The sequence below is a fragment of the Superficieibacter sp. HKU1 genome (assembly GCF_029319185.1).
Taxonomy (GTDB): domain Bacteria; phylum Pseudomonadota; class Gammaproteobacteria; order Enterobacterales; family Enterobacteriaceae; genus Superficieibacter.
Window position 1 is genome coordinate 1,103,668 of sequence record NZ_CP119754.1, and the last position, 12,596, is coordinate 1,116,263.

Annotated in this window: 12 protein-coding genes and 2 pseudogenes; all 14 read left to right on the top strand. The window is 49.9% G+C overall.

From position 1 onward, the window contains the following. Positions 1-309 precede the first annotated feature (309 nt). Positions 310-3,018, top strand: a complete 2,709-nt coding sequence (gene tssH, locus P0H77_RS05310) for a type VI secretion system ATPase TssH (RefSeq protein ID WP_276163889.1) — start codon at positions 310-312, stop codon at positions 3,016-3,018. Continuing rightward, the gene (locus tag P0H77_RS05315) at positions 3,003-3,431 is read left to right on the top strand and encodes a hypothetical protein (protein WP_276163890.1); all 429 of its coding nucleotides are present in this window, start codon (positions 3,003-3,005) and stop codon (positions 3,429-3,431) included. Before tssH ends, P0H77_RS05315 begins: the two co-directional genes overlap by 16 nt. Beyond that, a pseudogene (locus tag P0H77_RS23185) lies at positions 3,325-3,614 on the top strand (hypothetical protein). Before P0H77_RS05315 ends, P0H77_RS23185 begins: the two are co-directional and overlap by 107 nt. 61 nt (positions 3,615-3,675) lie before the next feature. After that, a complete protein-coding gene (tssB, locus tag P0H77_RS05320) occupies positions 3,676-4,221 on the top strand; it encodes a type VI secretion system contractile sheath small subunit (RefSeq protein WP_276163891.1) in 546 nt (181 codons plus the stop codon). Positions 4,222-4,244: 23 nt separating this feature from the next. Further along, positions 4,245-5,753, top strand: coding sequence for a type VI secretion system contractile sheath large subunit (tssC, locus tag P0H77_RS05325; protein WP_276163892.1), 1,509 nt, complete (start codon positions 4,245-4,247; stop codon positions 5,751-5,753). A 55-nt stretch (positions 5,754-5,808) separates the two neighbouring features. Beyond that, a pseudogene (locus P0H77_RS05330) lies at positions 5,809-6,191 on the top strand (BPSL0067 family protein). Beyond that, positions 6,136-6,642, top strand: coding sequence for an STY0301 family protein (locus P0H77_RS05335; protein WP_276165222.1), 507 nt, complete (start codon positions 6,136-6,138; stop codon positions 6,640-6,642). The pseudogene P0H77_RS05330 and the gene P0H77_RS05335 overlap by 56 nt, the downstream one beginning before the upstream one ends. A gap of 219 nt (positions 6,643-6,861) precedes the next feature. Continuing rightward, a complete protein-coding gene (locus P0H77_RS05340) occupies positions 6,862-7,347 on the top strand; it encodes an Hcp family type VI secretion system effector (RefSeq protein ID WP_276163893.1) in 486 nt (161 codons plus the stop codon). Positions 7,348-7,413: 66 nt separating this feature from the next. Next, complete coding sequence (gene tssJ, locus P0H77_RS05345) at positions 7,414-7,947, top strand: type VI secretion system lipoprotein TssJ (RefSeq protein WP_276165051.1); 534 nt, start codon at positions 7,414-7,416, stop codon at positions 7,945-7,947. A 3-nt stretch (positions 7,948-7,950) separates the two neighbouring features. Then, positions 7,951-9,294 (top strand): type VI secretion system baseplate subunit TssK, encoded by a 1,344-nt coding sequence (tssK, locus tag P0H77_RS05350; protein ID WP_276163894.1) that lies wholly within the window; start codon positions 7,951-7,953, stop codon positions 9,292-9,294. Then, positions 9,291-10,595 carry a type VI secretion system protein TssL, long form gene (gene tssL / locus P0H77_RS05355; RefSeq protein WP_276163895.1) on the top strand — a complete coding sequence of 435 codons (1,305 nt, stop codon included), beginning with the start codon at positions 9,291-9,293 and terminating at the stop codon, positions 10,593-10,595. Before tssK ends, tssL begins: the two co-directional genes overlap by 4 nt. Positions 10,596-10,599: 4 nt before the next feature. Then, entirely contained in the window at positions 10,600-11,385 is a 786-nt protein-coding gene (locus P0H77_RS05360) for a Rap1a/Tai family immunity protein (protein WP_276163896.1), read from the top strand. Next, on the top strand, positions 11,382-11,876 hold the full coding sequence (locus tag P0H77_RS05365) for a T6SS effector amidase Tae4 family protein (protein ID WP_276163897.1): 495 nt from the start codon (positions 11,382-11,384) through the stop codon (positions 11,874-11,876). The genes P0H77_RS05360 and P0H77_RS05365 overlap by 4 nt, the downstream gene beginning before the upstream one ends. Before the next feature lie 72 nt (positions 11,877-11,948). Next, entirely contained in the window at positions 11,949-12,380 is a 432-nt protein-coding gene (locus P0H77_RS05370; RefSeq protein WP_276165052.1) for a Shiga toxin A subunit, read from the top strand. Positions 12,381-12,596: the final 216 nt, after the last annotated feature.

The following is a 12,596-nucleotide window of genomic DNA, read 5'->3' on the forward strand; positions in this document are numbered from 1 at the left end:
ACCAAAAATGCGATTTAATTAGCGGCCAGGATAAGCTTGTGTCATGTATTTTGTGAATATATTAATGTTAATTCTTAGCTCGTGGTTATCATTTTTCAAACGTTACATTTCAAAAATAAATGACCCGATCTTTTATATCACTCATTATGCCTTTCAATAATATTAACCACCGCAATATACTATATTCTGTGATCTGCATCATTGTTTTGTCCCTATAATTTGATGATCCTGTATGTGTATATTTTTTTATATGTTTATACAGATTTACATGTTGTTTTCTCATGGATTTTAAGTCATAAGGTGTGACGAATGGACGCTCCTGTTTCACGTAATGCGTTGTATGGAAAACTGGCTGAACCGTTATTTCGGTCTCTGGAATCTGCGACGGCGTTTTGCAAACTACGCTCTAATCCCTGGGTTGAACTGACCCACTGGCTACACCAGTTAACGCAGCAACCCGATAACGATATCCTCCATGTTCTTCGGCATTATCAGATACCTCTTTCTGATGTGGAAAAGGCGTTACTCCGGCAACTGAATATGCTGCCCTCCGGAGCCAGCGCCATCAGCGATTTTTCCCACCATATCGATCTCAGTGTTGAAAAAGCCTGGATGCTGGCGAGTGTTCGCTACGGCGACAACAAAATTCGCAGCGCCTGGTTGCTGTTGGCCTTGCTGACCACACCGGAGCTTCGCCGTGTGCTGGAAAGTATCTGTGAGCCTTTAATGGGGCTACCAGTTGACGAGCTGTTTGAAATTATTCCCTCGTTGATAGAAAAATCACCCGAAGCGCAGGAACGGCCTTATGACGGCTCTGGTTTTACGTCCTCTATTCCCGGTGAAAGCAGTCAGGCGCTTTCTGTTGATGCGCAAGGCGGTAAATCCGCGCTGGCGAAATACTGTCAGGATATGACGGCGCAGGCACGTGACGGCAAAATTGACCCGGTGACTGGCCGTGAGCACGAAATCCGTACCATGATCGATATTTTGCTACGCCGTCGCCAGAATAATCCACTGCTGACGGGCGAAGCGGGTGTTGGGAAAACGGCAGTCGTTGAAGGCTTTGCCCTGGCTATTGCGCAGGGTGAAGTACCGCCTGCGTTACGGGAGATAAGGTTGCTGGCGCTGGATGTCGGCGCACTACTTGCCGGAGCCAGCATGAAAGGCGAATTTGAATCCCGCTTGAAAGGGTTGCTGGAGGAGGCCGGGCGTTCACCACAGCCAGTTATTCTGTTCGTTGATGAAGTCCATACTCTGGTGGGAGCTGGTGGCGCATCCGGTACGGGTGACGCGGCTAACCTTCTCAAACCTGCGCTGGCACGCGGTACCCTGAGAACCATTGGTGCCACAACCTGGAGCGAGTATAAGCGCCATATTGAGAAAGATCCGGCATTAACCCGACGCTTCCAGGTGTTGCAGATCGCCGAGCCTGAAGAGATCCCGGCAATGGAAATGGTACGGGGTTTGGTGGAAACGCTGGAAAAACACCATAACGTACTCATTCTGGACGAAGCAGTGCGTGCGGCGGTACAGCTTTCTCACCGCTACATTCCTGCCCGGCAGTTGCCCGACAAAGCCATCAGCCTGCTGGATACTGCCTGTGCCAGAGTGGCGCTGTCGCTACATACACCACCCGCCAATGTACAGTACCTGCGTCAGCAGCTAAAAGCGGCTGACATGGAGCAAGTTCTACTGCGAAAGCAGGAAAAAATGGGGATTCGGGCTGATGAGCGGCGTGACGCGTTGGAGGCGCGGATCGCTTCGCTGAATACTCAACTGGTTGCAGCCGAATCGCGCTGGCTGGGAGAGTTGGAGCTGGTGCATACGTTACAGGAACGGCGCGTTACAGAGTCAGAAGTTGAGATCGATCCCGGGCAACAACGGCCTGCTAAAGAAACGAATGTTGAAAACAAAACCACCCTACAACAGGCTGAAACGGCGTTAAGAGCATGGCAGGGTGAAGAGCCGATGGTATTTCCGGAAGTCAGCGCAGCGGTGATCGCGGCGATTGTTGCCGACTGGACCGGCATCCCTGCCGGACGGATGGTGAAGGATGAGGCCAGCCAGGTGCTTGAACTGCCCACAAGGCTGGCGCAACGCGTCACCGGACAGGGCAGCGCACTGGCGCAGATTGGCGAACGTATCCAGACCGCCAGAGCGGGTCTTAGCGACCCGCGTAAGCCGATAGGCGTCTTTATGCTTGCCGGACCGTCCGGTGTTGGTAAAACCGAAACTGCACTGGCGCTGGCTGAAGCTATCTACGGTGGCGAACAGAATCTGATCACCATCAATATGAGCGAGTTTCAGGAAGCCCATACCGTTTCCACGTTGAAAGGTGCGCCCCCCGGCTATGTAGGATATGGCGAAGGTGGTGTGCTGACGGAAGCAGTACGCCGCCATCCATGGAGCGTAGTACTCCTTGATGAGATCGAGAAAGCTCATCATGACGTTCACGAACTGTTCTATCAGGTGTTTGATAAGGGCGGAATGGAGGACGGCGAAGGTACTCATGTCGATTTTAAAAACACCACGCTATTGCTGACCACCAATGTGGGTTCCGACCTCATCAGCCAGCTTTGCGAAGATCCGGCATTAACGCCCGATGTTGCAGGGCTTAAAGAAGCGCTAATGCCGGAATTGCGCAAGCATTTCCCGGCGGCATTTCTGGGCCGTGTGACGGTGATCCCTTACCTGCCGCTGGATGAAACAGCGCGTGGCGTAATTGCCCGCCTGCATCTTGATCGGCTGGTCACGCGGATGCGTGAACAGCATGGCGTGACGCTGACGTATGGTGAGGAACTGGTCGCGCATATTGTGGCGTGCTGTCCAATGCATGAAACGGGCGCCCGGCTGCTTATTGGCTATATCGAACAGCACATCTTGCCACAGCTGTCGCGCTACTGGTTGCAGGCCATGACGGAAAAAGCCGTTATCAGGCAGATTGACATCGGCGTTAATGGTGATGAGCAGATTGTTTTTGAAACAAAATCTCCTGAGGAGATATGCCAAAAGAGTTAAGTGGTGCGCAATGGGTTAGCTATTTTCCGGGAAGTTCGTTCACGAATGATTTACAGGGAACGTTCCGTTCATCGGTAAAAATTTTTTACAGGCGCTCAACACGGCCGGAGCGAGCGTTAGTGTTGCTGCAACGTATCGCCCTTCTGAACGAGCATACTGGTGCCGATGGTAAGAATATAGTTATCAACATGTTACCACGGACAGGGATGAATGCTCAGTTACATGCAGTGGGTAAAGGTTACGGCGTTATTAAGTTATCGGCGGAAATACAGATAAACCTCATTGGTCAATTGATGGGCATTGAACATGACATTACGTTACCCGGTGTTATTGGCACCCCTGTTAATGGTGTTCGCTTTCAGTGTCCGTGGAGAACCCCCTTTACCGCAGGATGTGCAGCATTTTCTGAGTAATGTAGAGATGTGCCAGCATCTGGCCGGGAATGGGATAGTTCTTTACCGGAAGAGGATAAAAAGGACATAGAAAAGGGCGTTAATGCATGGTGTCCTCCGGCGAAGAAAGCGCTTCCTGGGTTGCGGGAAAAGTACAAAGAAAACAAAGAGATTATAAAAAAGCTCTCTGAGTATGATTTTTAAACTGTACCGTTGTACCGCTGTCCGGGCGGTCGTCGGTAGATTGATAAGGAAATGAAAGAGTATGGCTATCAACAACAGCGCGCAAAAGTTCATCGCGCGCAACCGCGCACCGCGCGTGCAGATTGAATATGACGTGGAGATTTACGGTTCCGAGAAAAAAATCGAGTTGCCGTTCGTTATGGCGGTGCTGGCCGATCTGGCCGGTAAACCGCGTGAAGAACTGCCACCAGTGACGGATCGTAAATTCCTCGATATTGATATTGATAATTTTAATGAGCGTATGAAGGCCATTGCACCGCGCGTGGCGTTCGCCGTACCGAATACGCTGACGGGCGAAGGCCAGTTGATGGTCGATATCACGCTGGAAAATATGGACGATTTTTCGCCTGCACAGATTGCCCGCAAGGTGGACGTCCTGAACCAGTTACTGGAAGCCCGTACCCAACTGGCGAATCTGCAAACCTATATGGACGGTAAGGCCGGTGCGGAAAATCTGGTCAATAAACTGTTGCAGGATCCGACCCTGCTGAAAACGCTGGCGAATGCCCCGAAATCTGCCGCTACGCAGGAAGGTGTGTCAGTGGATGATGCTGAATCAGCGGAATAATGACGAATTTTTAAGGAGTTTTCATGGCAAACAGTAATATGCAGGCGACTGGCGTGGTTGCTCAGGATACCGCCTCCGCAAGCGGTGAATTTGATGCGCTACTGAATCAGGCTTTCCGGCCCAAAACGACACAGGCGGCTAAGGCCGTAGAAGTGGCGGTGCAGACACTGGCGCAGCAGGCGCTGGCAAATACCATCACCGTCAGCGATGACGCCTATAAAAGCATCAGTGCCATTATTGCGCAGATCGACTTTAAACTGACGGAACAGATCAAACTGATCCTACAGCATCCAGACTGGCAGAAACTGGAGTCCTCCTGGCGCGGGATGGAGCACCTGGTTTACAACACCGAAACCGACGAAAAACTGAAGATCCGCTTCATGAACCTGTCGAAAGACGAGCTGCGACGCAATATGAAGCGTTACAAAGGTATCGCCTGGGATCAAAGCCCGATGTTCAAAAAACTGTATGAAGCTGAATATGGTCAATTGGGTGGTGAACCTTACGGTTGTATAGTCGCCGACTATTATTTTGACCATACGCCGCCAGATGTGGATCTGCTTGGTTCCATTGCCAAAGTTGCCGCATCGGCTCACGCACCGTTTATTGCCGGTGCCTCACCGTCTGTGCTGCAAATGGACTCCTGGCAGGAGCTGGCGAATCCCCGCGACCTGACGAAAATCGTTACCCAGAACCTGGAATATGCGCCATGGAACTCACTGCGTGCCAGCGAAGACTCCCGTTACATTGGCCTGACGATGCCGCGTTTTCTTGCCCGCCTGCCCTATGGCGCAAAAACCAACCCGGTGGACGAGTTTGATTTTGAAGAGGATGCGGATGGTTCTGATCATACCAAATATGTCTGGAGCAACGCCGCTTACGCGATGGGCGTAAACATCAACCGTTCCTTCAAACACTACGGCTGGTGTACGTTGATCCGCGGTGTGGAATCAGGCGGTGCGGTGGAAAATCTGCCCTGCCATACCTTCCCGACCGATGACGGTGGCGTTGATATGAAATGCCCGACCGAAATCGCCATCTCTGACCGCCGCGAGGCTGAACTGGCGAAAAACGGCTTTATCCCGTTAATTCACCGCAAAAACTCAGACTATGCGGCATTTATTGGTGCGCAGTCACTGCAAAAACCACAGGAATACTACGATCCGGATGCGACGGCCAACGCCAACCTGTCCGCCCGTCTGCCTTACCTGTTTGCCTGTTCGCGCTTTGCTCACTTCCTGAAATGTATCGTACGCGACAAAATCGGCTCCTTTAAAGAGCGTGAGGACATGCAGCGCTGGTTGAATGAATGGATTATGAATTATGTCGATGCCGATCCGGTGAACTCTTCACAGGAAACTAAAGCCCGCCGTCCGTTGGCTGCCGCTGAAGTTGTGGTGGAAGAGGTAGAAGGTAATCCAGGTTATTACGACGCAAAATTCTTCCTGCGCCCGCATTTCCAGCTTGAGGGGCTGACGGGTTCACTGCGTCTGGTGACAAAGTTGCCGTCAGTGAAGCAGGGCAGTGCCTGATGTATTTATTTTGTGAATGTCAACGAATGATGCCAGCGAATATACAGGGGCATATATGGCATATGTTTACAACTCAGTAGATTTATTGCAATCGCAGCCTCTGGTGGGGGACGGTGAATGTGTAACTCTGGTCAGAAGATATGCCCATTTAGGGCCAACGGCAACCTGGCGTGCTGGGAAAAAAGTGTGGGGTGATAAATCTATTCCCAGAGGAACGGCAATCGCAACCTTTTTAATGGTCGGTGGCCTGAGCGTAGCACGGGCAACCATGCTGCATTTTACCTGGATCAGGATGAGCACGGGATCTGGGTTATGGACCAATGGAGAACCCTGGTCAAAATTGAAAAGCATCAGATAAGACCAAAAGGGGGGCCAAACCCTAATGGTTCGTACCCCAGCGCCAGCAGCAATGCTGAGGCTTTTTTCGTTATTGAATAGCGGGAGGGTGATGCTGCGTTTTCTTTTTCCCCTATTTTCTGGCATCGCATTGTTTTATGTCCAGTGTGTTGGGGCATGGGAGGTGACCTGTCCCATATTTATTGAAACTGAGCCTTCTGTTGCTGTTCTCAAGTCACCTCAGGGACAATGGCGGGTTTCTCCCCGGCATGAACCACGCTTGTGGTTAACGCATGTTGATGTAACACAGGATAAACCTGAAAAATTCGGGGATCAGAAGCCTGAAATGGAAAAAGTAAGGGATAAAACGTGGTTGATATGGCAGATGGGGGATGCGACAGGAAAAGAAATCGACAGATATTGGTTTTCCTGTGTTTATAACGATGGACAGGTTTGGTTATCTCAGTCCATACCAGTGTCATCTAAAATTTGTAAAACACGTTATTTTGATGAACCACCAAGGGAAAAGCCAGTGTCATTGACATGTAATTGAAAATGGAACGACCGATATTATTCATTTTTATTATTAATTTGTTAGGGTGTTTTTATTTAATAACTAAATGATTCATCGGTTAACACCGAGAAAACAGACAGCTTTCTGTTCTCCTGAAATAAAGGGGAAGGGGATTCTGTACGGCAACGATTTATTAACATGTATCTATGTAAGTAAATCAGACATTATTTTTTAGCAAAACTTAATAAGGATATGAAAATGGCTTATGACATTTTTCTGAAAATTGACGGCATTGAAGGCGAGTCGATGGATGACAAGCACAAAAATGAAATTGAGGTACTGAGCTGGCGCTGGAATATCCATCAGGAATCCACCATGCACGCCGGTAGCGGCCTCGGTTCCGGTAAGGTGTCCGTCACCAATCTTGACTTTGATCACTACATCGACCGTGCCAGCCCGAACCTGTTCAAGTACTGCGCCTCCGGCAAGCATATTCCTCAGGCGATCCTCGTGATGCGTAAAGCTGGCGGCAACCCGCTGGAGTACCTCAAATATACCTTCACCGACCTGATTGTCGCAGTGGTTTCCCCGAGTGGCAGCCACGATGGTGAAATCGCCTCCCGTGAAACGGTGGAGCTTTCTTTCAGCACCGTGAAACAGGAATACGTGGTACAGAACCAGCAAGGTGGCAGCGGCGGTACCATTACCGCAGGTTACGACTTCAAGGCCAACAAAGAAATTTAACGACCGTATCGCCGGCCAGACGACATGTCTGGTCGGTTTTATTTATTGATTTTTAAGGAATTTACAGTGAATAAATGGCGTAACCCCGGCGGGCGGTTATGTGCGGTAGCTATGCCTTTTGCTCTGATCCTGTTTTCCGGGTGCGGCAGCAACAACGCGCAACCTGATCCTGAAACGCAGCGACTCGACCTGAGCGTGAAAGCCTCCGATAAGGTAAACCCAGACAATCAGAAGAAGGCCGCGCCTGTAGAGATACGTGTTTATGAACTGAAAAATGATGCCGCTTTCATTGCTGCCGATTACTGGTCGCTCAATGACAATGACAAAGCTGTCCTCACCGACGATTTGCTGCACCGCGACAGCTTTATTTTGCGCCCGGGTGAGGAGAAAAAGCTGCGTCGTCCTCTTAATGCCCACACCACGGCAATAGGCGTGCTGGCCGGATACCGCAATCTGGGAAAATCCGTCTGGAGAGCCACTTATAAAATTCCGGAAGCCCAGGAAAAAACCTGGTACAGCCGCATCACGCCAGGGAAAAAAATACAACTGGATGCGGAACTGGAACAAAGCGCCATAGTGATTACTGAAAGGGATAAATGAATTATGAGCTGGAATGATCGGGTGGTATGGAGTGAGGGGCAATTTTTGCTGCCGCAGATGTTTCAGCAGCAGGAGCGTTACCTGGAACATGTCATTCATTACCGCAGCCTGCCGCTGACTCCCTTTTTCTGGGGATTCAGCGAATACAGTATTGATGGCGAGGCGCTGAACATCGGTAAGCTGATTCTGAAAGAAGCGTCGGGCGTTTTTGCCGACGGCACACCGTTTAACGCGCCGGATCATACTCCACTACCGCCACCGCTGACCATCCTGCCGGAACACCTGAACCAGCAGATCTGTCTTGCTGTGCCGGTACGCACACCGAATAGCGAAGAAACCACTTTCGACAATAACCCGGAATCACTGGCGCGTTTCTCAGTACACGAACACGAAATCCGTGACGCTAACTCGCTGGGACGTGGCGCGCAGTTATTACAGCTCAGTCACCTGCGACTGCGATTGCTGCCGGAAAAGGCGGTGACAGGAGCCTGGATTGGTTTGCCGTTGACCCGTATCACTGGGCTGAATCCTGACGGGCGGGTGGATATCGACCACGATATGATCCCGCCCATCATTCATTACCAGGCCAGTCCGCTGATGCGAACCTGGCTGTCGTGGATTAACGATCTGATCCGGATGCGTGCTGATTCCCTGGCGGAACGGCTGACGGGCAGTGACAACCATGGTCACGAAGCGGCGGAAGTTTCTGATTATTTGCTGCTGCAAATTCTCAACCGTTTTGAACCGCTGCTGATCCATCTGGCGAGAACGCCTCTGGCCCCGGAGGTATTGTATCGTTACCTGTGCGAGCTGGCAGGAGAGCTGTCCACTTATGTGCGTCCGCAGACGCGGCGGCCCGCCGAATATAAAGAGTATGAACACCTGACACCGTATGCCGGTTTGAAATCGGTGGTTGATGAGGTGCAGTACTTGCTAAACGCAGTGCTGATCCGTGGAGCGCAGCGTATCACGCTGGAAGAGGGCACTTACGGCATTCTGAATGCGGTAGTAGCCCCTTCCGATCTTGCCGACTTCAGCACGCTGGTGCTGGCAGTGAAGGCACAAATGGCTTCCGATGTGCTGCTGCAACATTTTGCGGCGCAGACCAAAATTGGGCCATCCGAACGCCTGCCGGAACTGATCCGTTCGCATCTGCCGGGGCTGGCCTTACAGGTTCTGCCCGTACCACCGCGCCAGATCCCGTTCCAGTCCGGATACCTCTATTACGATATCCGTCGCGACGGTGCGCTGTGGGAGCATATCGCCCGTTACGGTGGGATGGCCATGCATACCGCCGGGGAATTTCCGGGACTGGAGATAGAACTGTGGGGAGTACGCGATAAATGACAGACAGTACCCTGACGCCGCCAGCGGCGGATATGATGTCCTTTTTGTCCACCACGCCGGAACATAAGGACGGTGAATATGAAACGCCGGTACAAACCAGCCCGCGCACAGAAATCAATGTCATCGTTGAAGACGGCCCGGACAGTAAACTCCGGCTGGCCGAAATCAGCGCGGCGGCTAACCCGCTGCTCGCCGCCGCCCGACCTTTACTGTGCGCCCTGGCCGCCATGCCCGCGCAACTGGATGCGGCTCTGGTAGAACCATACCGAACTCTGCTGGTACGTGAGGTGCATCTGTACCAGACGCTGTGCGATCAGGCGAACCTGCGGCGCGAGCACGTACTGGCGGTACGTTACTGCCTGTGTACAGCGCTTGATGAGGCCGCCAATAACACATCCTGGGGACGGCGCGGCGTCTGGGCCGGAAAAAGCCTGCTGGTAACCTTTCATGGTGAAAGCGAAGGCGGGATAAAACTTTTCCAGATAATCGGGCGTCTGGCAGCCAGCTTCCAGGAACATGGCGATGTGCTGGAAGTTATCTACCACTTGCTCGGGCTGGGGTTTGAAGGCCGTTATAGTGTGCAGCCTGACGGGCGTAAACAGCTGGATAATATTCGTCAGCAACTGCTGACACAGCTTTCACAGCGTCGCGATCCGGTAATGCCCGCGCTCTCGCCTGATTTCCAGGGGGCAATAAACGGACGGTTGCGGCGAATGCGCCGGGTGCCGGTCTGGTTAAGCGCCGGTATTGCGCTGTTGACGATACTGACGCTTTTTGGTCTTTATAGTCACCGGGTGGACGTGCAAACCGTCACTGTACAACATCATATTGACGCAATTGGTAAAAACCTGCCGCCACCGCCAGTCCCGGTTCACAAACTACGCCTGAAGATCCTGCTGGCAAACGAAATCGCCCGTGGTCTGCTGACTGTGGATGAGGATGACCGTCATAGCAGGGTAGTGTTCCGCGGCGACGCAATGTTTGTACCGGGACAGAAAACGGTCAATGACACTATTCGCCCGGTGATTAATAAAGCGGCGCGTGAAATCGCCCGAGTGGGTGGCGCAGTCACTGTAACAGGTCACACGGACAGCCAGCCTATCCATTCGGCGGAGTTCCCGTCCAACCAGGTTCTATCTGAAAAACGTGCGGCGGAAGTTGCAGCTTTACTGACGTCCGGTGGTGTACCTGTCGGACGGGTACATATCGTCGGGAAGGGAGACACGGTGCCGGTGGCGGATAATGGCAGTAAAGCCGGGCGGGCGAAAAACCGCCGGGTGGAAATTCTGGTGGTGGAGTGAATGAATGATGAAAAAATCAGTCTGTGATGTGTCTCATCATTCGTCAGCAGGTGATGTGACGGGTGACGATTACCGGATATCAGCGACATATCGCATAAAACGATCTCTCCGTGTTTTTTTGATCAGTTTATGCTGTTTATTACCCGGTGGTGCTTTTGCCGGATCCCTGATTAATACAGGAGTAATTTCTCCCGATAATGTCAACCTCAGTACACAGGATTTTCTGCGATTTTATGCCACTGATAATTCACAGGAAAAAAACAATACAATGATGTATATATTGGGAGTGGCAGATGCTACAGAAGGTAAAAACTGGTGTGGATATGGTCAGGTTGACAGTATAACAATAAACCATACTGCGCTGGCCTGGCTTGAACGGTACTCTGTGAAAAAGCCAGATGTAAGAGCTTCAATACTAATAGAGGAATCACTGGTTAAAAATTTCCCGTGTCAGGGGACTGAACCATCCTTAAAAACTGCTTCCCGGCCATCTCCTGTTTTATCCCTGACACCGGATGCTCTTAATCTTTCAGGTAATGACTTTTTTTCATTTTGGGTGTCCGGTAATCAGGTGGGTAAACTCAGGGCGGATATCTATTTGCTTGGTGTGGAGGATGCAACAGAAAGAAAACTATGGTGTGGATACGACTTATTTAAAACGCTAACATTAAATGAACTGGTCTATGTTTTTCTTAAAAATAAAACACATGAAGAACTGAATTATCGCGCCGCTGAACTTATTACGAATAAATTAATGGAGTATCCATGTGATACAGGAGTAAAAAAATGAAGCCTTCATTCTTAGTACTAAAGTCTAATCATGACTCATCGTATCCAGGAAGCCTGGATTTTATTGCGTCGAAAGAGTTCTATGCCAGCATCGGTTATGACCAAGGGAAACTCGGTGATCAATTTGAAAATACTTGTGCGGCCCGTATGAGCGTGGCATTGATTAAATCAGGTGTTAAATTTAAAGGTCGTCTTCTGCCGATAAAGGAGGGTAAGTGGAAAGGCCGGAGTATTGAAACAGGTGCTAAAAATCTGGCAGATATACTTTCACAGCCAGGCGTTTTCGGTAAGCCAGAAATCTGGCGTGATCCCTCTAAATTTCAGGCAGAACCAGGTAATAAAAGAGGTGTGGTCTTCTTCTGGAAAATTGATGGCTATGACGGTGGAAGTGGTAGTCATATCGACCTGATTGAGCCGACCAGTGCTGGTGCAATATGCCATTCACACTGTTATTTTGATTGTAAAAAAATCTGGTTCTGGGCGTTACGCTAAAATCGTATCATAATATTATCGCCGCCAGTTCTGATAAAATATTAGTAGTAGAGGATTAATATGTTCAAGGTAATAGGCTGCCTGTTAGCTGTTATTCCGGTTGTATCTTATGCGCAAGATTATGGGTGTGCCACGGTTGGAGCATCAATGGAGTCATCGTTATTTGATGCAATGAAACGCGACCTGAATATCAATCCCTCAACTATTATAAAAGATAAAACGAAAGTAGAAATCCTTGATATTTCTTCTGTGTCTAAACTCTATGCAGAGTCCCTGGCTAAGATTGATTATGAAAAGGACAAAGCCAGAAATAAGACGGCAATGTTAGATGAAAGATCTTATTTTGCTAGTTACTATGAGAATCAAGTTAAGTCTATTGTGGCAAAGTATACCTATATTAACAATGATAGGAAAAAAGATGTTTTTATTGCATCAAGCCTTATGAATGCCGATGAGTGCTCTGTAAGATTTAATGGTTATATTACTTTGTCCAGAGAGTTTTAATGTAAATTGAAATATTGCGCTCAAAGTTATTCAGGATATAGACCCAGCAATAACAGTGCTCTTGCAGGATAATGGAAATAGAATGATGGTGCGGTATTTTCTTTCTACTCTGGTGATGGTTCAGGTTGCCATTTATTTTGTTTTTTTTCCAAATCAGGAAAGCATTTTCAGCTTTTGGCCTTTTATTGTTGATGATTACAATGTGGAGTTCTGAAC